The following is a 21008-nucleotide window of genomic DNA, read 5'->3' on the forward strand; positions in this document are numbered from 1 at the left end:
ATGTTTCTCCGTGAGTCGTGCATCAGGTGGTCGCTGCGGCGGGGCGCAGCGCCTCGGCGGGGCGGAAGGCCATGACGATCCGGCCGATCGTCATGACCGTCTCCCCTGCCGAGCGGCTCTCGCCCTCGAACAGCACGGTGTCGTCGACGCGGCGGTCGAGGCGGACCCGGTGCTCCAGCACCTCGCCGGGCAGCACGGGCCGGTGGAACTCGACCCCGGTCATGGAGCCGAAGAGCATCACCTGCCCGTCCAGCACGTCCGGGTTGGGGTCGTCCCAGGTGGCGAGGACTCCGGCGGACTGGCACCAGGACTCCACGAGCAGCGACTTCGGGTAGGCGAAGTCCTCCTCGGGGGTCTCGGGGCCGAGCTTCTCGTACCAGGGCTCGTTGCAGGTGACCGCCTTCAGCGCGGTCAGCCGCTCACCCGGTACGACGTCGACGACACGGTCGACGAGCAGCATCGGGAAGCGGTGCGGCAGCCGTGCCCGGATGTCGCGCTGGCCGGTCATGCCGCCACCTCCGGGGCCGTGGTGGCCGGGCGGTAGCGCAGCCGTACCGTGGCGGCGTCGCCGCGCTGGGTGGCGAGCTTCGCCCGGCACTGCCAGTCACCGGCCGGGGTCTGCTTCCAGCCCATGGCGATCTCCAGCCGGTCGCCGGGGAAGACGGGCCCGGTGAACCGGGTCGACTCCACGGCGGCCAGTTCGCCGTCCTTGGCGCCGCCGGGTGCGGTGGCGAGGGCGGCGAGGTGGGTGCACTCCACCAGGCAGACACCCGGGAAGATCGGGAAGCCCGGGTAGTGGCCGGGCAGCACGGTCTCGCCGTCCTGGACGGTGAAGCGGGCGGCGGTGCGCGCCTCGTCCTCGGAGGGCAGCACCTCGACCAGTCCCGCGAGCGGGCTCGCGCCTGGCATCAGGCTGCCCGCTGCGCCGCGTCGAGTTTGCCGAGCAGCAGGTCGTAGGCGCTCTGCAGGGTGACGATCTGCTTGAGGTCGGACTCCGGCAGCTTGATGCCGTACTTCTTCTCCAGTACGACGACGACCTCCAGGGCCATGAGCGAGTCGACCTCGAGGTCGTCGACGAACCTGGCGTCGTCGGTGATCTCGGACTCGTCGACGTCGAGCACCTGGGCCACGACGGCGCGCAGTTCTTCCTTGTCCAGCACGGTTGGAGTTCCTCTCATCAGCGGGTGGTTGTGGCGGGGCTCAGCGCAGGGCGAGCAGGGCGCAGCCGACGGTGCCGGTGCGGTCCACGGAGGTGATCACGCCGATCCGGCCGGCGGCCGTCTCCGGCCGGTCGGCGGCGTACGACAGGAGTGCGGCGGCCTGGAAGGCCGCGGCGGCGGCGCCGGTGTCGCCGATGAGCCCGGTGGGGGTCAGGTCGGTGTGGCCGGCGTCGCCGAGGACCTCGGCCACGGCCTCGGCCTCCCCGCGGCCCTCGCGGCCCGGGGCACCGGACCGGGCGACGGCCACGACCTGGTCCGTCTCCACGCCGGCCCGGCGCAGCGCGGAGCGCAGGCAGGACACGAGGGCGGGGCGGGTGTCGCCGTCGAGCACGACGCCGAGTTCGACGGCGAGGAGTTCGGCGAGGACGGGCTGGGCGGCGTCGTCGGGGTCGTGCGGTTCGACCAGGAGCATGGCGCAGCCCTCGCCGAGCGGGGCGCCCGCCGCGTCGTCGCCCCCGTCGCCGGCGCGGCGCTCCAGCCAGGCGCGGGCCGAGGAGAACTCCTCGGCCGCGCCGCACAGCACGGTACGGGCGCGGCCCGAGGAGAGCAGCCTGCGCGAGTAGTTGAGAGCGTGCAGACCGGCGGTCCGGCCGCCCGCGATGGTGGCGTTGGGGCCCTTGAGCCGGTACCAGATGGCGCTCTGGCCGGCGGCGCAGTTCATCACGGTGTTGGGGAAGCGCGCCGGGTCGACGAAGAAGGGCTGGTCACCGGTGAGGGAGTCCCGGGTGAAGTCCATCATCGACTGGGCGCTGCCGGTGGTGGTGCCGAGCGCGAAGGCGGCGCCCTCGCCGGTGCCGACCGCGCGGTTGCGGTCGCCGTCGTCGAGGAGGGCGCCGACGGCGGTGACGGTCAGCCCGGTGACCCGGTCCATGGAGCGGGTGCCCTTCTTGCCGAGCACCGTGCGGATGTCGAAGCCGGGTACCACGCAGCCGGTGCCGTCGGGCGTCTCGCCGTGCTCGGGGCCGAGTTCCGCGACGGCCTCGCGCCGTTCGCGCAGGCCCTCGGCGAACGCCGCCCTGCCGACGCCGTACGACGACACGGCCGACCATGCGGTGATCACCGGGCGTCCGGCGCCGGTGGTGAGTGTGGACATGTCCGTCGTATTTCCTTCCGCTCATCGAGCTCGTCGAGCTCGCGAAGTCACAGCAGCGCGCACACCGCCGGTGCGGCGGTCAGGCGCTCGGGGGGTCACAAGAAGGCAGTCACAGAAGGGCGGTCACAGGAAGCAGACCATCCGGTACTCGGTCCAGCGGGCGGCCGTCTCGCCCTCCGCCGCCACCCGGATGCCGGCCAGCAGCCGGTCGGGCGAACCGGACCCGCCGAGCGCGGCCAGCCCCGGCTCCTCGGCCCAGACGCCCACCCCCGCGTCGAGAAGGGTGCGCAGCCCCTTGCGGGGGTCGCTGAGCGTGTCCACCGTGCGGTTGCCGATGCGCAGCGGCGGCATGGGCGGCGCGTCGATGGCGTAGGTCACGGCCTGGCCGCGCAGCAGGATGTCGAGACCGCCGAGCTGCCGGTGCAGTTCGGTGGCGAGGTAGAGCTCGTCGAAGAACTGCTTCTCCAGCGCGCCCCGGTAGCCGCGCTCCACGATGGCGAGCACCCGCCCGCCAGGATGTTCCTGAAACTCCATCAGATCACTCCGACCAGGACGGTCTTGGCCGCGGCGGCCACGTTGGCCGCGTATCCGGCCGGCGGGCGCAGCACCACCTGCGGCAGATGCTCCGCGGCGCCCCGGTCGTCGCTGCAGAAGCGGCAGCCGTACCAGTACAGCCGGCCGGGGAAGGCGTTGAGCAGCTCCTCGGCCAGCGCCGCGGTGGAGGGGTAGTCGCGGTTCCAGTCGGCGAGGTTGCGCGGCTTGTCCGGGCCCAGCGCCCGCTGGGTGAGCAGGGTGGCGTAGCCGCACGTCCACACCTGGACGCTGGCCCCCCGCTCCAGCAGCGCCTGGGTCAGCCGCAGTGCGGTGGTGACCTGGTCGCTGCCGTGCGGGGCGCCCATGAGGGTGATCAGCACATCCGTCTCGGGAATCCTCCTGGCCACCTAGTGCCACACCACCCGGACGGCGGGGTCGAGGAGCCAGCCCGCCACTTCGTCCATGCCGACGACCCGCAGTTCGGGCCGCAGCAGGTCCGTGTCGAGTCCCCGCTGGGCGAGCGAGAACCCGTCCGCCGCGAGCACCCCGCCGCCCTTCTGGAACCGGTCCAGGTCCTCGTCGCTGCCGGGAACCGCCAGTACGACACCGTCCTGGACCAGGAAGAGCAGCACGGAGTGCCCGGTGAGGACCTGGGTGACCGCATCGCGCCGGAAACCGGAGTCCCGCGCGGGCTGCCCCTGGCTCTCGATGAGCAGCAGCCGGGGCGGACCGCCGCTCTCCCAGGTCTCCGTCACGCCTGCGGCGCCTTGCCGTTGATCGCGTCGATCACCCGCTGGTCGAAGTTGACCAGGCTCCAGTCGCGGCGGTTCTCGATGACGGCGTAGCCGTGCACGATGCGGCCGGTGGCGGTCTTGACGAGCTTGCCGTCGCGCAGCACGTAGAAGTCCATGCGCGAGGTGTAGGTGAAGTCCTTGAAGACCTCCTCGACGGTGTAGACCGTGTAGAGGTCCTCCTCCATCAGCGCCTCGTCGAGGATGCGGATGTCGGAGCGGGGCACGACCGGGATCCAGCGGCGGTCGTCGAGCAGGGTCTTGATGGAGATGCCGCGGTCGGCGACGAAGCGGTCCTTGCCCTCCTCCATCAGCCGCAGGTAGCCGGACATCTGGATGCGCTCGGTGAAGTGGCAGTACGGGTACGGGATGTTCCACTTCCACGCGTACGCGTTCTGGCCGGCGGTGAGCGAGGCGAGGATCTCCTCCTCGGCCGGGGCGGCGGCGGGCGCCTCGCGCTCCAGGTCGTCGCCGAGGGTGGCGACGGCGAAGCGGGCGAGCTCGGCGGGAACCTCGCCGGCCGCCTCCAGGTAGGTGTCGATGCGCAGCGAGACGCGGACCTTGGAGGTCACGGCCTTGTGGATCTCGCCGTTGCGCTCGAACTGGATGGTGACCTTGAAGCCGATCGTGCCGTCGTCATCCTTCGTCCAGGGCACGACCTCCGCGTCCGCGACGTCGTCCATGTGGAAGGCGTGCAGGATGCGGCTGTCGATGGAGACGAGGTCGAGGCCCAGGCCGTGCTCCTCGTAGAGCGCGCGGGCGGGCAGCCCGGCCTGCCGGAAGTGGTCCAGGACGGCTTCCTCTACGAGGTAGTTGACGTGCTTGAAGCCGATCCAGGTGCAGATGTTGGAGCCCTCGTAGCGGGGGCGCACCTGCGTGGTCGTGGTGGTTTCGAGGAGCGCCTTGACGGCGGTGTCGGTGACGAGGGTCATCGCTGGGGCTCCAGAGCGTTGAGGGGGGCGGTCCCGCGCTGAGGGGTGACGCCCGTGATCGGGTTGACGAAGTCCTGCACGGCGGCGGCGAAGAGCTGGGCCGCCTCGAGCATCGGGAAGTGCCCGCAGCCGGGCAGGACGCGGGAGACCGCGTCGGGGAGCGCTTCGGCGAGTGCCACGCTCTCCTCGGGCCGGGCGGCGAAGTCGGTCTCGCCGCCGAGCACCAGGGTGGGGACGGTGATGCGCCCGGTCTGCAGTGCGGGTGTGCGGAGGTAGAGGTCGAAGAAGCGGAACCAGCCGTAGGCGCCGACCCGGTCGCGCACCCGCCGGCCCATGGCCTCCTGCACATCGGCGGGGAAGCGGCCGTCGGAGTGTGCCCTGATCCCCTCTTCCATGATCAGATGGAAGTCGTTCAGGTAGTAGCTGATGGTGTTCCAGTCGAACTCGTCGGCACGGCCGCGGTAGAACGGCGAGACGAGGACGAGGGCGCGGATGCCGAACTGGCGCAGCGCGTCGACGCCGCCCCGGTTCTTCTGGTCGAGCAGGTCGAGCAGCACGTTCGCCGCCATCGAGTGCGCGACGACGACCTCGGCGCGGCCGGGCACCGCCTCGATCGCCTTGGCCAGCCAGCCCTTGAGGTTGGGCTGCTCGCCCCACTCGCCGATGGTCTCCGTGCGCCACGGCAGCCGGGCGGTCCAGAGCTCGTACTCGTCGGGGAGCAGCGGAAGAACACGCTCCCAGACGCTGTCGTTGGCGGCCAGGCCGTGCAGCATCAGCACCCGGGGGCCGCTGCCCTCGGTGCGCTGCCGGACGGAGACGGGTCTCAGGTCCATGTGGGTGGTCATCACGCCGCCTCGGGGGCCAGGAGCACCAGATCCGCGCTCGCGTCGTCCGCCGCGGTGCCCGCGACGGCATGCACCGGGCCGCGCTCGCCGGCGTCGAACCAGCCGACGGCGGCGGCGCACTGGAGGACTCCGTGCGCGCCCGAGGCGCTGCCGAGATGCTCCGGCAGCTCCCAGCGGCGACCGCGGGCGGGCCCCTGCTCGCCGGCGCTCCTCGTGTACCCGCCGAGGACCGCGCGCACGGTCGCCGAGCGCTGCTCGGCCGCCGGCCGGGACTCGAGCACGAGCGCCGCACCGCCGTCCAGGGCACGGTTGCCGCCGAGGAGCTTGCGCACCACGTCGTTGTCAGGTTCGACGCCGAGGACGAGGACCCGCTCGGCCCGCCCCGCCGCGATCATCGTGGTCGCCCAGTGGACGGCGTCCAGGCCGGACGTCTCGCCGTTGCAGACCATCAGGTTGGGGCCGCGCAGGCCGTAGCGGATGGCCGCGGACGAGGCGATGACGTTGCTGGACGCGTTGGGAAGGTCCATCGGGCTGGTCGCGGTGACGGTCTCCTCGCGGATGGTGTCCAGCGCCCTGGCCACGGTGTCGAGGTTGCCGAAGTTGGAGCTGGCGACCACGCCCACGCTCTCGGGGGCGCAGGTGAGACCGTCCTCGCCGAGCAGGCCGGCGTCCTTCAGGGCCGCCGCGGTCAGGCAGTAGCCGAGCTGGGTGGCCCGGTCCTTGTAGCGCAGCCCCTTGCGGCCGACGTGCTCGGCCGGCTCCACGGGGGCGCCGCCGGAGACCGGGCCGTCGGCGAGGGCCCGTACGGTGTCGGCGCCGGGCAGCAGCACTGCGGCGCCGGAGACCACCACGGTGGTGTCGGTGCTCTGCGTGGTCATCGGGGGCCCTCCACTATGGCGACGGCGTTGATCCCGCCGAATCCGAACGCGTTGAGCTGCGCCACGTTCAGCTGCCGTGAACCGGCCGCCTCTCCGGTGACGAAGCGGAAGGGCGCGGCCTCCTCGACCGGCTCCTCGAGGCCCACGGTCGGCGGTACCCGTCCCTCGTTCAGGGCGCGTACGCCCACGATCAGGTTGATCAGCCCGGACGCACCGGAGGTGTGCCCGGTCATGGATTTCACGGCGGTCATCAGCGGTCCGGAGGCGCTGTCGCCGAGTACGTCGGCGAGCGCGGCGGCCTCCGCCTCGTCGTTGAGGAGCGTGCCGGTGCCGTGCAGCATCACCAGGTCGACGTCGGACGGCTTGACGCCGGCGAGTCGGTGGGCGGAGCGCATGGCTTCCGCGATGCCCTCCGGGGAGGGCGCGGTGACGTGGTAGGCGTCGCAGTTGACGGCGACGCCGCGCAGCCTGCCGTGTACCTGGGGCGCGCCCTGCTCGGTGCGGCGCAGCACGATCGCCGCGGCGCCGTCGCCCATCAGCACGCCGGTGCGGTTGCGGTCGAACGGCCGCACCCGGTCCGGCGGCTGCGGGTGCACGCGCTCCAGCAGGCCGTACATGGACTCGGTCAGCACGTCGACGCCCGCAACGATCACGGTGTCGGGCGTGTCCTCGCCCTCCTGGTCCAGCAGGTCGGAGCCGAGCGCCAGCGCGTACAGCGACGCGGAGCAGGCGTTGGAGAAGGTGTGGGTGACATCGGCGTTGAAGCGCTCGCGCAGCCCGGTGCCGAAGTGCAGTCCGGAGTCCGCGAACGGCGAGCCGTCGCGCCACCACAGCTCCAGGGAGCGCAGCTCCCGCAGCCCGGTGCCGACGAGGACGGGGATGCCGCTGAGGTCCTCGCCGAGGCCCGCGTCGGCGGCCGCCTGGCCGACGGCGTCGAGCAGCAGCGCCGTCGCGCGGCCGGGTACGTCCTGACCGGCGACCGGTCTGTCGTCGACCTCGTACGCGTGCTGCGCCCGGAACCGGGTGCGGTCGAACCCGCGGAGCTCGGCCCGGCCGCTGCGGCCCTGGCACAGGCTCTCGAAGAGCTCGTCGACCCCGGAGCCGGTGGCGGCGACGGCGCCCATCCCGATGATGGGGCGGATCGTCATGACGCCTCCTTGATCGCGTCGTACCTGCCGAGGAGGACCGCCGCGTTGTTGCCGCCGAACGCGAGGCCGTTGTTCTGCACGATCCTCAGGTCGGCCTCGACCGCCTCGTTCGGGACACAGTCGACGTCGCACTCGGGGTCGGTGGTGACGTGGTTGATGGTGGGCGGGATGAAACGGTTCTGGATCGCGAGGGCGCAGCCGATGGCCCCCAGGGCGCTGGCGGCGCCCATGCTGTGGCCGAGCATCGACTTCATGGAGACGGTGCGGGGAGGCGCGTCTCCGAAGACCTGGCGGATGGCGCCCGCCTCGGTGATGTCGTTGGCCTTGGTGCCGGTGCCGTGCGCGGAGATGAGGTCCACCTCGCTCGGCTTGACGCCGGCGTTCTCCAGGGCGAGGCGCATCAGTTCGGCGACGCTGTCCCGGTCGGGCGCCACCTGGTGGTGGGCGTCGCAGTTGAGCCCGTAGCCGAGCACCTCGGCGTAGATGGTGGCGCCGCGCGCCAGGGCGGAGTCGAGTCGTTCCAGGACGAGGACGCCCGCGCCCTCGCCGGTGAGGATGCCCTTGCGGTCGACGTCGAAGGGCTGGCACCGGTCGGGGGCGATGGTGCCGAGCCGGTAGAAGCCGGTGAACGTCTTGCGGCACATCGCGTCCGCGCCGCCGCAGAAGGCGAACTCGGCCTCGCCCGAGCTGACGGCGTCGAAGCCGTAGCCGATGGCGTAGTTCCCGGCCGAGCAGGCGGTCGGGATGGTGAGTGCCTCCACGTCCGTGAGGCCCAGCTCCTGGGCGATGGCCACCGAGAGCCGGCCGGCCGGCACCCGCCGTGCGGCCGCGGGGTCGAACATGCCGGTGCCGTCGGCCAGTTCCCGCTCGACCATCTGGTCGAGGTCGTAGCTCTCGCCGTCGGTGGTGCCGATGGAGATGAGGCCACGACGGCCGCGCAGCTCCGTCAGGTCGAGTCCCGAGTCCTCCAGGGCCATCCGGGCCGCCGCCACGGAGAACTGCGCGGCCCTGCCGAGCTGTTCCGCCTGGAGCGTGCTGATCCAGTCACGCGGGTCGAAATCCGTGATCTCGCACCCGTTCGCGTGGGCGAACCCCTCGGTGTCGAACACCGTGATGGGCCGTGCCCCGCTGCGCCCTTCCCTGAGCCCCCGGAGGAACTCCTTCGCCCCCAGCCCGATGCTGGAGACCACACCGAGTCCGGTGAGGACGACCCGGTGCCGTTCCGGCCCGGCCTGGCCGGTGCCGCGCACTGCCGTCATGCCAACCTCCCAATCCGCCGCGGTCGGACCGACTACCAGCCGGCCGGCTCCGAGACGACCTCGTAGACGCCCTTGAGGTTCACCATGCGCGGCAGTTCGCTCTGGTTGATGACGACCTTGAACTCCTTTTCGAGCGCGGCCAGAATTTCGATGGCGCGCAGCGAATCGGCGTTGTGGTCCTCCTTGAAGAGGCTGACCTCCGTGACCTCGTCCTCTTCGATCTCGAGAATGTCGCAGACGATTTCCTTGATGGTGACGAGACGGTCGTCGCGCGTTGCAGTGGTCACGCCTTTACCCCTTTTCTGATGTGCCGCTCGACAGGTCGGCGGCAGGACTCGGAATGAATACTGTCGGTGGTCTCTTTCGGCCACAACGGCGGCTGCAACAAGCTGCCACCGCTGCCTTTTCATGTCCCGGAAGCGCTCACCGGGACGAATTCGCCCTGGGCGCGCAGCAATGCGTCGCTCAGCACGGCGGCGGAATCGATCAGCGCGCGGCCGAGTACCCGGCCGGACGGGGCGGGGACATGCGCGGGTGTCTGCGACAGCGTCAGCGCGGCCATCACCCGGCCCGCCTGGAGCTGTACGGGCACGGCGCAGGAGAGCGTGTCGGCCACCATCGCGTCCGGGCCGTAGGCCCAGCCGCGCCGGCGGACCAGCGCGAGCTGCGCGGCGTTGAACCGCGCGCCGAGCAGCCCCTCGTACAGCTCCTCCGGTTCCTCCCAGGCCAGCAGCACCTGGGCGACCGGGCCGGACTTCACCGGCCGGGAGGTGCCGACGGGGACGGGGTCCTCCTCGGCGGGCCGGACCGGCGAGGTGGCGACGCAGATGTGCCGGGCGCCTCGGCGCCGGAAGAGCCGCGCGTCCAGCCCCGTCCGGGCGCTCAGCTCGTCCAGTACCGGCACGGCGGCCTGCACCAGCCGGTCCCGCTGTGCCTCGACCGACAGGTTGCCGAGCCGCGGGCCGAGTACGAAGCGGCCCTCGAAGTCGCGGGTCAGCAGGCCGAGCCGCTCCAGGGCGACCGCGATCCGGTGCGCGGTGGGCCGGGCGAGCCCGCTGCGCGCGACGAGTTCCGCCAGCGTCACCGGCTCGCTCTCGACCACGCTGAGCACGATCGAGGCCTTGTCGAGCACACCGACCCCGCTCGTGGGAAGCGGGCGGGTGTCGGTGTTCATCGCCGGTGCGCCAGCCGTGCGCGGATGTCCTCGAGGAGTTCCTCGCGACGGTCCACCAGGTAGAAGTGGCCACCGGGCAGCACCTTCAGGGAGAAGCCCGCGGGTGCCACGTCCGCCCACCCCTTGACGCCCTCGACGTCGACGTCCGGGTCGCTGTCGCCGACGTAGCCGACGACCGGGCAGGCCAGCGGGGTGCCGGGCCGTGCCGCGTACCGGGCGACGATCGAGAAGTCCGCGCGGACGGCGGGGAGGATGAGCTCCCGCAGATCCATGTCGTCCAGCAGCGCGGTGTCGGTTCCGCCCAGCCGCTTCACCTCCGCGACCAGTTCCTCGTCGTCGCCGAGGACCGCCGTGCGCGGCGTGAGCAGGTGCGGGGCCTTGCGGCAGGAGACCATCAGCGCGGCCGGGACGGTGCCGTGCCGCTGCTGGAGCCGCAGGGCGACCTCGTAGCCCAGTGAGGCGCCCATGCTGTGCCCGAAGAGCACCAGCGGGGCGTCCGTGTACGGAAGCAGCTCCCGCGTGACGGCGTCGGCGAGCGGCTCCATCTCGGTGAAGAGGTCCTCCGCGATGCGCTCCTGGCGGCCCGGGTAGCGGACGGCCATGACCTCCACGTCGCTCCCGAAGGCGTGCCCCCAGCTGTGGAAGAAGCTGGCCGAGCCGCCGGCGTGCGGGAGACAGACCAGCCGCAGCCGCGGCTCGTCCCGGGTGGTGTATCTGCGCAGCCAGATACTGTCGGTGCCAAGTGCCATGGTGGGTCGGTCTCCTCGCTCACATGGGTACGTCAGTTGAGGGCGCCGGGACCGTCCACGGACACGACCTCGAGGTCCGGGTCGATCCGGCGGATCAGTCCGGCAAGGGTCCGGCCCGGCCCGAGCTCGACCAGCCGGCGGCAGCCGAGCGTGCCGGTGAGGGTCCGTACGCTCTGCTCCCACAGCACGGGCGAGGTGAGCTGACGGGTCCCGATGTCGGTCCAGTCGCAGTCGCCCGTGTACGCCCGGGCGTCGACGTTGGCCACCACGGCCAGGTGGGCGGGGGCACAGGCGGTGTTCTTCCAGGCCGTGCGCAGCGCGTCGGCGGCCGGGGCCATGAAGGGGCTGTGGAAGGCGCCGCCGACCTGGAGGCGGATCATCTTGGCGCCGATGGACGGCGCCTGCTCACCGAGCCGGTCGATCCCCTCGGCGGAACCCGACACCACGGTCTGGCCCGGGCCGTTGAAGTTGGCGGTCCACACCTCGTGGCCCGCGGCGCGCAACTCGCCCACGAGGGCGTCGACCTCGGACGGCGGCGCGGCGACGAGGACCCCCATGGTGCCCTCGCGTTCCGCCGCGGCGTCCCGCATGGCCCGGCCACGGGCGGCGACCAGCGCGGCGGCGGCACCGACCGACAGGGCGCCGGCGGCGGTGAGGGCCGCGTACTCGCCGAGGCTGTGGCCGGCGCAGGCGACCACGCGTCCGCCGAGTGCCCCGCGCCGTACGGCCTCCGCGTGGGCGACGACGGCGACCGAGAAGACGGCGATCTGCGCGAGGTCGGTGCGGCGGAGATCATCGGCGGCGGTGCGCAGCAGGAGTTCGGGTACGTCCTCGCCGGTGGCTTCCGAGATTTCGGCAGTCAACTGCCAGGAAGGTGTTTCCTGCCAGGGTTCACCCATTCCCTGTTTCTGGGTTCCCTGGCCTGGAAAAACAAGACCGATCGGCAATTGCTCCATGGCACGCCCTCCGCGCGGTGTCAACCGGGGTCGGCGCGGAGGTCCGTTCTTCACGGACCTCCGCGCAAACGGCGGCGCACACGGGGGATTGCACGACCGCCGGGACGGGATTTCCGTTCAGATCCGGATTCCCGCGCCTCGGGTGCTATACAACTGCCCGGCACGTAGGGCGGCAACGTTCGTTTCAGGAAGCTGCCAGTGGGCATTCAGGGCCGGGTGCCGAAGCCGCCCGGAGCCGATCCGGAAGCGGTCGGCAGCAGACCCAGTTCGGCTGCTCTGACCCCGGCCTGGAAGCGGGAATTGGCACCGAGCAGCGTCATGATCTCGGCGACGTAGCGCCGGTACGTACGGACGGACACGGTGAGTTCGCGGGCGGCGACCTCGTCCGTGACGCCGGCCCGCAGGGCGCCGAGTATCTGCCGGGCGAGCGCGGCCCGGTCGCGGTCTCCGAAGACGATGCGCTCACCGGCGGGCACCGCGTTGCTCCATACACTCTCGAAGAGGGTGTACAGGGTGTGCAGCACGTCGGCCGCCCTGATCAGTGAGGCCCGGCGGCCGACCGCCGATTCGGCCACCACCAGCCCGGTCGTGCCGTCGACCAGCAGCGCCTGCAGGGGAGGCACCCGGGCCACCCGTATCGCCACCGGTCTGGGTCTGCCGAGCTGTTCACGGACGTACGACTCGTCGAGGAGGGTGGGGCTGGTGAGCAGCCGCACCGACACCGACTCGTTGGCCCCGTAGATCAGTTCCCGCTCCGAGCGCTCCGAACGGTCGGGCTGCTCGCTGACGGCCGGCATCCGGGCGTGCACGATGTCGATCGACCGGTCAGCCGACGCGATCAGTTCCTCCGCGACGTCGAGCACCGCCCCGTAGCCGCCCTCCACGGTGGCGATCTGCTGTTTTCGAACGCTGCGGCCGCGATGGATGGCCATGGTCGACTCGATCAGCGCCTGGACCTCCAGCAGGGCGTGCTCGAGTTCGTCCCCTGGTTCTCTGGACAAGTAATTTTCCACCATCCCCGTTGGTGTTCTGCCTGCGGCCCGCCCGCCTGACGGGCCGCGTACTGGTCGGTCGTTCGGCCGCTACTCCGCCAGCAGCCCGAGCTCCACGGCGCGCGCACCGGCCTGGAAACGGGAGTTGGCGTCCAGTTCCCGCATGATCTCCGCGACATGGCGGCGATAGGTGCGCAGCGACACGTTCAGTTCACGTGAGGCGACGTCGTCGGTCCGGCCCGCACGCAGTCGCTCGAGGATGCTGCGGGTGAGCTCCGTGCGCAGCCGCGGCCCGAGTTCCAGGTGGTCGGCGAGCCTGCGCCCGCGGGACCACGCGCCGGCGAACAGCAGCTCGAGCGCGCGCACGGCCGCCGTGTCGTTGACGACGGTGGCCTGGGTGCCCTGCTCGGTCGCGGCGCCGCGCACCAGGGCGCCCGCGCCGTCGACGACGACGATCTCGCGCAGTTCGCGCTCGACCACCCGGATCTCCAGACGGGACTGCGGGAGCCGCCGGAGCGCCGCGAGGGACGCGTCCGCCACCTCCGCGGTGCACAGCACCCGTACCGCCGCGGTCGGCCCCACCCTGGCGAGCAGCCGCAGCACCGAGTCGTTGAAGTCGCCCGCCTGTGTCAGCGCCACGCTCAGCGAGTGGCGCGCACCCCCGATGAGCTGGTCGAGCGCACTGTCGAGCAGAGCCACGTCGGTGGGCTCCGCCGCGAGTGATGCGACCGGCTGCCTGCGGTACAGGGAGACCGTCGACTCGATCAGTGCCTGGACCTGCAGCAGCGTCTCCTCAAGATGTGCTGCGTGCTCCTCCGGCACGGTCTGCTCGGCTCCGTCCGCATCTGGTGGATCCAAAACCGTGTCCATCACTTGCGCCCCCCTCGACTACCCAGGATCTTCTTCATAGTCCGCGCCGACCCTCAGTATTGGTCACAGGCACCCCCCGGGGTCGCCGGCGGGAGATTGCCCGATACACCTGTTGAATCCGGCACTTTCACGCCATGAGAAAGGCTCAGATGCCGTCAGGAACACTAGTTCGCTGGTTCGGAACCAGTCAACAAGATCGGTCATGGCCGACGCGCTCGGCACTCATGGAACCCCCTTGTTTCAAGCCATGTGCGCTCCCGTGCGCCACGAGTGTCAACAAGCTGCACACGCGCCCCGTAAGCGAAAGTGCCGCCTCCCACTTGAGTCACCACACGCGATTTGATCATCACTGTCGGTGATACGCGTGACCGCTTGCTGTCAACTCACCACTCGTACGGGTGGTTTCACGCCTACGGTCACCGGGTGACCACACGCTGCGCACCGATCCATCACTCCATCAGTGCAACTTCGTCAGGTCCGCTCGCCACCGGCACCCAGGTGTGGTGGTGGCACGTACCGACGGGTACGTACGCCAGAGCCGATCTCGACCTGCTCGACAGTGCGGAGCAGGCCCGCCTGAAGCAACTCAAATCAGCCGAGGCGGCCGCCGAATACATCTGCTGCCGCGCCGCGGTAAGGCGCATACTGGCCGGTTTCTTCGACCTCCCGGCCACCAAGATTTCATTTGGCCGAAACCCATGTCCGGGCTGCGGGAGCGAGAAACACGGCCCCCCCTCAGTTGTTCAACCTGAAACCAATTGGCATATCAGCCTTTCGCACTCGTCCGGGCTCGGCATGCTGGCCGTCGCCCCGTCCCCGGTCGGCGTGGACACCGAGGCGGTCAGGGACCTCGCCGTCGAGGAGCTCACGGACAACGTCCTGACCCGCCGCGAGCACGACGCCGTCCTCGCCGCGCCCGAGGGCCCGGGCCGCACCAGGGCGTTCCTGCGCTGCTGGACCCGCAAGGAGGCGGTCCTCAAGGCCGCCGGCGTCGGGATCGTCACCGATCTGAGCCGGCTGGAGACCCGCGCATGGGCCCCGGGCCCCGCCGAGGTGACCACCGACGTCCTCGCCGCCCCGACCACGTGGCAGGTGGCCGAAACGCCGGTGCCCGACGGTTGGACAGCGGCCGTCGCGGTTCCCTCGGGAACCGGCGGCGACATCACCGTCCGGCAGTTCGCGTCCCGCGGTTGAAGCCCCACGCTCACAGACCCACACAAGCGAACAGCGCCCCACCGACCCCCGCTCGCCGCTGACTGCACGACTTCTCGTCAGGTCCTTCATCCTGCACATCCTTACGACGCCACGCGGGGACGCGTTCCCCGCCGTGCCCTGAGGCAACGGAGACAGACCAAACGTGGACACCGCACCTTCGCAGAGCATCGCCGGCCTCCTCCTGCGCGCCGCCGAAGAGCATCCCGGCTCCGGCGTCCGCTACTGCCTCGGCGGGGCCGACGCCGAGTACGCCGACCAGAGCCACCCGGACCTGCTGGCCGACGCGACCCGGGTACTGGCCGGCCTGCGTGCACGGGGCCTGAGGCCGCAGGACAAGGTCGTCCTGATCCTCGAGCGCCCGCAGGACTTCCTCACCGCGTTCTGGGGCGCCGTGCTCGGCGGATACGTCCCGTGCCCGATGGCGCCGCTCCGCGGCGACCCGGAGCGCTGGGCCGCGCAGCTCCAGCATGTCGACGCACTTCTGGACCGGCCGCTGATCGTCACGAGCGAGTCCCTCGCCGCCGAACTGCCTCCGGTGCCGGGCCTCTCCGTCGCCCCGCTCGACCGGCTGTACGCCGACGGGCCCGCCGCCGTCCACCGGGCCGCGCCCGACGACACCGCGGTGCTGGTGCTGACGTCCGGATCGACCGGCAACTCCAAGGCGGTCATGCTGAGCCACGCCAATCTGCTGGCCTCCATGGCCGCCAAGAACGGCCACCACCGGCTCGGCGCCGACGACACCACGCTGAACTGGGTCTCCTTCGACCATGTGGCCGCCCTGCTGGAGTGCCATCTGCTGCCGCTGTCCACCGGCGCCCGGCAGCTCCACGTCGAGGCCCCCGTCGTCCTCGGCGAGCCGCTGGAGTTCCTGAGGCTCGTCTCGCGGCACGGCGTGACCATGACCTTCACGCCCAACTTCCTGCTGGGGCTGATCAATTCGTCCGCCGACCGGCTCGCGGAGGCGACGGCGGAGGCCGACGCACGGCTCGACCTGAGCCGGCTGCGCCACATCATCAGCGGCGGCGAGGCGGTCGTCTGCGCCACCGGCGAGGCGTTCCTCGATCTGCTGGCGCCGTACGGCCTCGCCCGGGACGCGCTCTGGCCGGCGTTCGGCATGACGGAGACCTGCGCCGGCAGCGTCTACTCCCGCGCCGCCTTCCCCGACATCGACCGCGGCAAGGAGTTCGCCAACCTGGGGACCCCGGTCGAGGGCCTGCGGATCCGGATCGCCGACGCCGACGACCGCCCGCTCCCCGAGGGCGAGGTGGGCGAGCTGCAGCTCACCGGCCCGATGATCACGCGCGGCTACCACAACAACGCGCAGGCCACCGCGGACGCGTTCACCGCCGACGGCTGGTTCCGCAGCGGCGACCTGGGGCGCCTGGACGAGGGCCGGCTGACCCTGGTGGGCCGCAGCAAGGACAGCGTCATCGTCAACGGCGTCAACTACTTCAGCCACGACATCGAGACCGCCCTCGAACAGCTCGACTCCGTGGCCCCCTCCTATGTCGCGGCGTTCCCGGTGCGCCCCGCGGGCAGCGACACGGAGCAGCTGGTGATCGCCTTCCACCCCGACCTCCCGCCGGGCGACGACGCGGCGCTGTACCGGGTGCTCACCGCCGTACGCAGCAGTGTGGTCATGCACTGGGGCTTCCGCCCCTCCCTGATACTGCCGCTGCCCAAGGACGCCTTCCCGAAGACCAGCCTCGGCAAGATCCAGCGCGCCCTGATGCGGCGGCGCCTGGAGTCGGGCGCGTACGAGACGCAGCGGCGTCACGCCGCCGACCTCACCCTGCGGATGCTCGGCGGCTACACCGCGCCCGAGGGCCGGGTCGAACGGGTCCTGGCGGAGATCTACGCCGAGATGTTCGACATCGACCCCGGCACCGTCAGCGCCACCGCCAACTTCTTCGACCTCGGCGGCACCTCCCTGGACATCCTGCGGCTGCGCAGCAAGGTCACCCAGCGGCTCGGCGCCGGCGGCCTTCAGCTCATCACCCTGATGACGGCGCCGACCGTCCGCGCGCTCGCCGCCCACCTCGCGGACCGCGAGGCGCGCGGGCGCGGCCGGGCCGGCGCGCACGATCTGGCCGCGTACGACCCGATCGTGCCCATGCAGACCGGCGGGACCAAGACCCCGCTGTTCTGCGTCCACCCCGGGGTCGGCGAGGTCCTGGTCTTCGTCAACCTCGCCAAGTACTTCGTGGGCGACCGGCCGTTCTACGCGCTGCGGGCCCGTGGGTTCAACGAGGACGAGAAGCCGTTCGCGACCTTCGAGCAGATGGTGGACTGCTACGTCGAGGGCATCAGGGCGCGGCAGCCGCACGGTCCGTACGCCGTCGCCGGCTACTCGTACGGCGGTGTGGTGGCCTTCGAGATCGCCAAGATCCTCCGGTCCCAGGGCGAGCGGGTCGACTTCGTCGGCAGCTTCAACCTGCCACCCCACATCAAGTACCGCATGGACGAGCTGGACTTCGCGGAGACCGCCGCCAATCTGGCCTTCTTCCTGTCGCTGATCGACAAGAAGCAGTCCCGCGAACTGCCCCGCCTGCTGCGCCGGCTCGCCCCCGAGGAGCAGGTGGACGGACTCCTGGCCCTCGCCCCGCCGGAGCGTCTCGCCCAACTGGACCTCGACGCAGACCGGTTCGGCACCTGGGCGGAGCTGGCCAACCGGCTCACCGACCTGGGCCGCTCGTACCAACCGAGCGGCACGGTGCCGTCGATGAACGTCTTCTACGCCGTCCCGCTGCGCGGCACCGTCGACGACTGGCTGAACAACGAACTGCGCCGCTGGGACGAGTACACCACCGGGGAGAACCGCTACATCAGGGTGCCCGGCGAGCACTACACGCTGATGAGCCCCCAGCACGTGGCCGCCTTCCAGTCGATCCTCCGCCGGGAGCTCGACCGCGCCCTCGTGGACGCCGACCGCACAGCCGCGGCGCGTGCCGCCGCCGCACAGGAAGAGAGCCTTCGATGAACGCGCCGGCCGCCCCGCTGAAGGGCAAGAAGATCCTCGTCACCGGCGGTACCGGGCAGGTGGCCCGGCCGGTCGCCGAGACGCTGGCCGAGCACAACGAGGTCTGGTGCCTGGGCCGCTTCGGCGCACCCGGCGTCGAGCGGGAGCTCGCCGAGCGGGGGATCACCACCTGGCGCTGGGACATGGACGACCTCTCGGGCGACGGCCTCAAGGGCGTCCCCGAGGACTTCACCCATGTCGTCCACTCCGCCGTACGCCGCGGCGAGGACGGCGACTTCAACGCCGCCGTCGAGGTCAACGCCGTGGCCGCCGGCCGGCTGATGACGCACTGCCGCACCGCAGAGGCGTTCCTGTTCGTCTCGACGGGCGCGCTGTACGCACGGCAGACGCTGGACCACCGGTACACGGAGACCGACCCGGTCGACGGCGTCGCCGACTGGCTGCCCGCCTACCCCGTCGGCAAGATCGCGACCGAGGGCGCGGTACGCGCCTTCGCCCGGGTGCTGGACCTGCCCACCACGATCGCGCGGCTCAACATCGCCTACGGGCCCGGCGGCTACGGCGGCGTGCCGATGCTGTACTTCAAGCGCATGCTCGCCGGAGAGCCCATCCCGGTGCCCCTCGAAGGCCAGAACTGGTGCTCCCTGCTGCACACCGACGACCTGGTGGCACAGGTGCCCGCGCTCTGGCGGGCCGCCACCTCCCCGGCGCGACTGGTGAACTGGGGCGGCGACGAATCCGTCGGCATCACCGACTGCATCCGCCACATGGAGGCGCTCACGGGGGTCGAGGCGAAGCTCGTGCCGAGTGAAGTGACCCGCGAGACCTACCAGTTCGACCCCACGCTGCGCCGGGAGCTGACCGGGCCGTGCACGGTCGGCTGGCGCGACGGCATCCGCCGCACCCTCGAAAGCCTGTACCCCGAGCACATCAACCGGTGAGGAGCGCACACCTGATGCAGACCGCATCCGTGACCCGTACGCAGACCGTCGCACAGCCCGGCCCCGCGGCGGCCCCGCTGCCCTCCGCCGGGACGGACGGCGCGCCCGGCCTTCCCGGCCTTCCCGGGCCGAGCGCCCATCTCGAGCTGATCCGGCGCGCGTACCGGGCCTTCGGCTCCCGCGACGTGGCGGCCCTGCTGGACACCCTGGCGCCCGACGTGGAGTGGATCCACCCCGACGGGATGACCGTGTACGGGCTGGGCGGCACGAAGCACGGGCACGCGGGCGTCAAGGAGTTCCTGGCCCATGTGCCGAACGTGCTGGGCGGGATGCGGCTGCAGCCGGAGGAGTTCGTGGAGTCCGGGGACCGGGTGGTGGTGTTCGGAACGCGTCAGGTGACCTCCAGGAGCGGGCGTACGGAGACGCTGTCGTTCGTGCACTCCTGGACGCTGCGGGACGGCAGGGCCGTGCGCATGGAGGACATCTTCGACACGGCGGCCCTCCACCGGCTGATCGAAAGCTGACACCGGCCGGCGGCTCGCTCGCTCGGCGGCCGGTTCCCCCGGCACGCTCCCCTCGCTCGGCGGCCGTTCCCCCACCGGCCGCCGGCGCGTCCTATCGCTGTACGCCCTCCGGCAGGGCGTCCTCCGGCTGTACGTCGTCCGGCACGGCGTCCACCGGCTCTGCCGCGACCGCCCCGCCGCCGTGCTCCAGCGTGTCGGCCGCCACCCGCACCGCCGCCAGCACGGCCGCGACCGCGGGCCGCTCCAGGGCGCCGCGCCTGACCACCAGGGAGAGCCGCCGGATGAGCTCGGGCTCGGCGAGGGGGATACGGCGGACCGGATAGCCGGGGCGGGCCGGTACGAGGTCCGGGACCAGGGCGACCCCCCAGCCCAGCGACACCAGCCCGAGCGCGGCGTGCATGTCCCCGGTGTCGGCCACCACGTCGGGGGCGAAGCCGGCCGCCGCGCAGGCGTGCAGCGCCAGCCTGCCGAGTCCGGAGTCGGGGTCGAGGATCCACGGCCGGTGGGCGAACTCGCCGAGCCCCACGGGTCCACGGCCCCCGGCGGCGGTCACGTCGTCAGGGGCGACCGCGATCCTGACCCGGTCGTCCGTCAGCGGTTCCTCGTGCAGCCCCGGCACCGGGTTCTGGGGCACCTGGTCGTAGCGGGCCGCCATGACCACGTCGAGCCGGCCGAGCCGGACCGCCTCCCGGCCCTCGGACGCGGCGACCCCGTGCAGGGTGACCCGCAGGTCGGGATGTTCTGCCTGCAGCCGGGTGAGGACGGGCACCAGCAGCGCGGGTCCTTCGTGGAACGGCACCCCCACCCGCAGTTCGCCCGAGACGCCGCCGGTCACCGCGAGCAGCACCGCCTCGGCCGCCTCGACCCGCTCGAGGATCCGCTCCGTATGCTCCACCAGGGTCCTGCCCGCCACGGTGAGGCCGGCACGCCGGCTCCCCCGGTCGACCAGCGCCACACCCGTCTCGGCCTCCAGTGCGGACAACTGCTGCGAGACGGCGGAGCGGGTGTAGTTCAGCGCCTCGGCCGCCGCCGCGATCGAACCGGATGCCTCCACCTCGCGCAGCAGCACCAGTTTCCGAATGTCGAGCACCGTCCGCACCGTCACTTCTTCTAACGCCAGCCGTCGTCGACCGTCACGCCAACATACGGGATTCACAACGCATTTACCGGTTGAATAACAAGGCCCCGGTCCGATTCCTCCTAGATGGGGTTCTCGTATGCCAACGCTGCTCCACCTCGACTCCAGCGCTCGCCCGGAGTCCGTGTCGCGTCAGGTCTCGGCCGAGTTCGCCGCGGCCTGGCGAACGGCCAACCCCACGGGCAGGCACCTCCACCGCGATCTCACCGCGACTCCGGTGCCGCACGTGGACGCGGCCCAGATCGAGGTCGTGACGCGCCTGGAGACCGCCGGGATCCGCGAGCTGTGCGACGCGCGGGACGCGGCGGTGACGGCGGAGGAGAAGGGGAGCTGGTCGCTCAGCTGGGAGCTCATCGAGGAGGTGCTGGCGGCCGACACCGTGGTGATCGGGCTGCCCATGTACAACTTCTCGGTGCCGTCAGCCTTCAAGGCGTGGTTCGACCGCATCGCCATCCCGCCGATGATCGTGGACCACACGACCGGGCAGGGGCCGCTGTCGGGCAAGCGGGTCGTGGTGGTGACGGCACGGGGCGGAACCTACGGCCCGGGGACGCCCCGGCACGGCTCGGACTTCCAGGAGCCGTATCTGCGTGCCGCCTTCGGCATGGTGGGGCTCTGCGACGACCTGCTCTTCCTGCACTCGGAGATGACCAAGTCCGGTCATGTGCCCAGGCTCGCCGAGTTCCGCGAGACCGCCGCCGGCTCGCTGAAGGAGGCGGTGGAGCGCGCCCGCGAGGCCGCCCGCCGCTGACCTGCGCCGTACGCCGGC

General features: G+C 71.6%; 24 protein-coding genes. 5 read left to right on the top strand and 19 right to left on the bottom strand.

The window, feature by feature from the left end:
* Positions 1-22: 22 nt before the first annotated feature.
* The 18 genes from ACWD01_RS32605 to ACWD01_RS32690 all read right to left on the bottom strand — a co-directional run bounded on the left by ACWD01_RS32605 (position 23) and on the right by ACWD01_RS32690 (position 13441).
* Positions 23-508, bottom strand: a complete 486-nt coding sequence (locus ACWD01_RS32605; RefSeq protein WP_451166933.1) for a 3-hydroxyacyl-ACP dehydratase FabZ family protein — start codon at positions 506-508, stop codon at positions 23-25.
* Positions 505-909 carry a 3-hydroxyacyl-ACP dehydratase FabZ family protein gene (locus ACWD01_RS32610; RefSeq protein WP_451166935.1) on the bottom strand — a complete coding sequence of 135 codons (405 nt, stop codon included), beginning with the start codon at positions 907-909 and terminating at the stop codon, positions 505-507. The genes ACWD01_RS32605 and ACWD01_RS32610 overlap by 4 nt, the downstream gene beginning before the upstream one ends.
* Positions 909-1160: an acyl carrier protein gene (locus ACWD01_RS32615; protein ID WP_356899498.1), complete on the bottom strand. Its 252-nt coding sequence runs from the start codon at positions 1158-1160 to the stop codon at positions 909-911. Before ACWD01_RS32615 ends, ACWD01_RS32610 begins: the two co-directional genes overlap by 1 nt.
* Positions 1161-1200: 40 nt before the next feature.
* A complete protein-coding gene (locus tag ACWD01_RS32620; RefSeq protein ID WP_451166937.1) occupies positions 1201-2313 on the bottom strand; it encodes a beta-ketoacyl synthase N-terminal-like domain-containing protein in 1113 nt (370 codons plus the stop codon).
* Positions 2314-2436: 123 nt separating this feature from the next.
* Complete coding sequence (locus ACWD01_RS32625; RefSeq protein ID WP_451166939.1) at positions 2437-2847, bottom strand: hypothetical protein; 411 nt, start codon at positions 2845-2847, stop codon at positions 2437-2439.
* Complete coding sequence (locus tag ACWD01_RS32630) at positions 2847-3254, bottom strand: hypothetical protein (RefSeq protein WP_451166941.1); 408 nt, start codon at positions 3252-3254, stop codon at positions 2847-2849. The genes ACWD01_RS32625 and ACWD01_RS32630 overlap by 1 nt, the downstream gene beginning before the upstream one ends.
* A complete protein-coding gene (locus tag ACWD01_RS32635; RefSeq protein WP_356899494.1) occupies positions 3255-3602 on the bottom strand; it encodes a DsrE family protein in 348 nt (115 codons plus the stop codon).
* A complete protein-coding gene (locus tag ACWD01_RS32640; protein ID WP_451166943.1) occupies positions 3599-4570 on the bottom strand; it encodes a hypothetical protein in 972 nt (323 codons plus the stop codon). Before ACWD01_RS32640 ends, ACWD01_RS32635 begins: the two co-directional genes overlap by 4 nt.
* Complete coding sequence (locus tag ACWD01_RS32645; protein WP_451166945.1) at positions 4567-5415, bottom strand: alpha/beta fold hydrolase; 849 nt, start codon at positions 5413-5415, stop codon at positions 4567-4569. Before ACWD01_RS32645 ends, ACWD01_RS32640 begins: the two co-directional genes overlap by 4 nt.
* Positions 5415-6293: a beta-ketoacyl synthase N-terminal-like domain-containing protein gene (locus ACWD01_RS32650; protein ID WP_451166947.1), complete on the bottom strand. Its 879-nt coding sequence runs from the start codon at positions 6291-6293 to the stop codon at positions 5415-5417. Before ACWD01_RS32650 ends, ACWD01_RS32645 begins: the two co-directional genes overlap by 1 nt.
* Positions 6290-7441, bottom strand: a complete 1152-nt coding sequence (locus tag ACWD01_RS32655) for a beta-ketoacyl-[acyl-carrier-protein] synthase family protein (protein ID WP_451166949.1) — start codon at positions 7439-7441, stop codon at positions 6290-6292. The genes ACWD01_RS32650 and ACWD01_RS32655 overlap by 4 nt, the downstream gene beginning before the upstream one ends.
* A complete protein-coding gene (locus ACWD01_RS32660) occupies positions 7438-8700 on the bottom strand; it encodes a beta-ketoacyl-[acyl-carrier-protein] synthase family protein (protein WP_451166951.1) in 1263 nt (420 codons plus the stop codon). The genes ACWD01_RS32655 and ACWD01_RS32660 overlap by 4 nt, the downstream gene beginning before the upstream one ends.
* Before the next feature lie 32 nt (positions 8701-8732).
* Positions 8733-8987: an acyl carrier protein gene (locus ACWD01_RS32665; RefSeq protein WP_451166952.1), complete on the bottom strand. Its 255-nt coding sequence runs from the start codon at positions 8985-8987 to the stop codon at positions 8733-8735.
* A gap of 119 nt (positions 8988-9106) precedes the next feature.
* Positions 9107-9874 (bottom strand): IclR family transcriptional regulator, encoded by a 768-nt coding sequence (locus ACWD01_RS32670; protein WP_451166954.1) that lies wholly within the window; start codon positions 9872-9874, stop codon positions 9107-9109.
* The gene (locus tag ACWD01_RS32675) at positions 9871-10623 is read right to left on the bottom strand and encodes a thioesterase II family protein (protein ID WP_451166956.1); all 753 of its coding nucleotides are present in this window, start codon (positions 10621-10623) and stop codon (positions 9871-9873) included. Before ACWD01_RS32675 ends, ACWD01_RS32670 begins: the two co-directional genes overlap by 4 nt.
* Positions 10624-10655: 32 nt before the next feature.
* A complete protein-coding gene (locus ACWD01_RS32680) occupies positions 10656-11579 on the bottom strand; it encodes an ACP S-malonyltransferase (protein ID WP_451166958.1) in 924 nt (307 codons plus the stop codon).
* A gap of 206 nt (positions 11580-11785) precedes the next feature.
* Positions 11786-12580, bottom strand: a complete 795-nt coding sequence (locus ACWD01_RS32685; protein WP_451166959.1) for a LuxR family transcriptional regulator — start codon at positions 12578-12580, stop codon at positions 11786-11788.
* An 81-nt stretch (positions 12581-12661) separates the two neighbouring features.
* Positions 12662-13441, bottom strand: coding sequence for a DNA-binding response regulator (locus ACWD01_RS32690; RefSeq protein WP_451166960.1), 780 nt, complete (start codon positions 13439-13441; stop codon positions 12662-12664).
* Positions 13442-14236: 795 nt separating this feature from the next.
* Here ACWD01_RS32690 and ACWD01_RS32695 point away from each other — a divergent pair.
* From ACWD01_RS32695 to ACWD01_RS32710, 4 genes are all read left to right on the top strand, one after another.
* Positions 14237-14635, top strand: a complete 399-nt coding sequence (locus ACWD01_RS32695) for a 4'-phosphopantetheinyl transferase family protein (protein ID WP_451166962.1) — start codon at positions 14237-14239, stop codon at positions 14633-14635.
* A gap of 163 nt (positions 14636-14798) precedes the next feature.
* Positions 14799-17636, top strand: coding sequence for an AMP-binding protein (locus tag ACWD01_RS32700; RefSeq protein WP_451166964.1), 2838 nt, complete (start codon positions 14799-14801; stop codon positions 17634-17636).
* Positions 17633-18577 (top strand): NAD-dependent epimerase/dehydratase family protein, encoded by a 945-nt coding sequence (locus ACWD01_RS32705; protein WP_451166965.1) that lies wholly within the window; start codon positions 17633-17635, stop codon positions 18575-18577. Before ACWD01_RS32700 ends, ACWD01_RS32705 begins: the two co-directional genes overlap by 4 nt.
* A 14-nt stretch (positions 18578-18591) precedes the next feature.
* The gene (locus tag ACWD01_RS32710; protein WP_451166966.1) at positions 18592-19101 is read left to right on the top strand and encodes a nuclear transport factor 2 family protein; all 510 of its coding nucleotides are present in this window, start codon (positions 18592-18594) and stop codon (positions 19099-19101) included.
* A gap of 91 nt (positions 19102-19192) precedes the next feature.
* Here the strand turns inward: ACWD01_RS32710 and ACWD01_RS32715 are convergent, their stop codons facing one another.
* Positions 19193-20191, bottom strand: coding sequence for a LysR family transcriptional regulator (locus ACWD01_RS32715; protein WP_451166968.1), 999 nt, complete (start codon positions 20189-20191; stop codon positions 19193-19195).
* Between the two features lie 127 nt (positions 20192-20318).
* Between ACWD01_RS32715 and ACWD01_RS32720 the strand changes: the two genes are divergently transcribed.
* Complete coding sequence (locus ACWD01_RS32720; protein ID WP_451166970.1) at positions 20319-20990, top strand: FMN-dependent NADH-azoreductase; 672 nt, start codon at positions 20319-20321, stop codon at positions 20988-20990.
* Positions 20991-21008: the final 18 nt, after the last annotated feature.

The sequence above is a fragment of the Streptomyces sp. NPDC002835 genome (assembly GCF_053591995.1).

Bases quoted from the DNA above. Each gene is read 5' to 3' on its own strand.
- ACWD01_RS32610 (WP_451166935.1), bottom strand. From the start codon at position 909: ATGCCAGGCGCGAGCCCGCTCGCGGGACTGGTCGAGGTGCTGCCCTCC.
- ACWD01_RS32680 (WP_451166958.1), bottom strand. From the start codon at position 11,579: ATGGAGCAATTGCCGATCGGTCTTGTTTTTCCAGGCCAGGGAACCCAG.
- ACWD01_RS32670 (WP_451166954.1), bottom strand. From the start codon at position 9,874: ATGAACACCGACACCCGCCCGCTTCCCACGAGCGGGGTCGGTGTGCTC.
- ACWD01_RS32660 (WP_451166951.1), bottom strand. From the start codon at position 8,700: ATGACGGCAGTGCGCGGCACCGGCCAGGCCGGGCCGGAACGGCACCGG.
- ACWD01_RS32620 (WP_451166937.1), bottom strand. From the start codon at position 2,313: ATGTCCACACTCACCACCGGCGCCGGACGCCCGGTGATCACCGCATGG.
- ACWD01_RS32690 (WP_451166960.1), bottom strand. From the start codon at position 13,441: ATGGACACGGTTTTGGATCCACCAGATGCGGACGGAGCCGAGCAGACC.
- ACWD01_RS32695 (WP_451166962.1), top strand. From the start codon at position 14,237: ATGCTGGCCGTCGCCCCGTCCCCGGTCGGCGTGGACACCGAGGCGGTC.
- ACWD01_RS32710 (WP_451166966.1), top strand. From the start codon at position 18,592: ATGCAGACCGCATCCGTGACCCGTACGCAGACCGTCGCACAGCCCGGC.
- ACWD01_RS32605 (WP_451166933.1), bottom strand. From the start codon at position 508: ATGACCGGCCAGCGCGACATCCGGGCACGGCTGCCGCACCGCTTCCCG.
- ACWD01_RS32720 (WP_451166970.1), top strand. From the start codon at position 20,319: ATGCCAACGCTGCTCCACCTCGACTCCAGCGCTCGCCCGGAGTCCGTG.
- ACWD01_RS32655 (WP_451166949.1), bottom strand. From the start codon at position 7,441: ATGACGATCCGCCCCATCATCGGGATGGGCGCCGTCGCCGCCACCGGC.
- ACWD01_RS32640 (WP_451166943.1), bottom strand. From the start codon at position 4,570: ATGACCCTCGTCACCGACACCGCCGTCAAGGCGCTCCTCGAAACCACC.
- ACWD01_RS32625 (WP_451166939.1), bottom strand. From the start codon at position 2,847: ATGGAGTTTCAGGAACATCCTGGCGGGCGGGTGCTCGCCATCGTGGAG.
- ACWD01_RS32675 (WP_451166956.1), bottom strand. From the start codon at position 10,623: ATGGCACTTGGCACCGACAGTATCTGGCTGCGCAGATACACCACCCGG.
- ACWD01_RS32650 (WP_451166947.1), bottom strand. From the start codon at position 6,293: ATGACCACGCAGAGCACCGACACCACCGTGGTGGTCTCCGGCGCCGCA.
- ACWD01_RS32705 (WP_451166965.1), top strand. From the start codon at position 17,633: ATGAACGCGCCGGCCGCCCCGCTGAAGGGCAAGAAGATCCTCGTCACC.
- ACWD01_RS32645 (WP_451166945.1), bottom strand. From the start codon at position 5,415: ATGACCACCCACATGGACCTGAGACCCGTCTCCGTCCGGCAGCGCACC.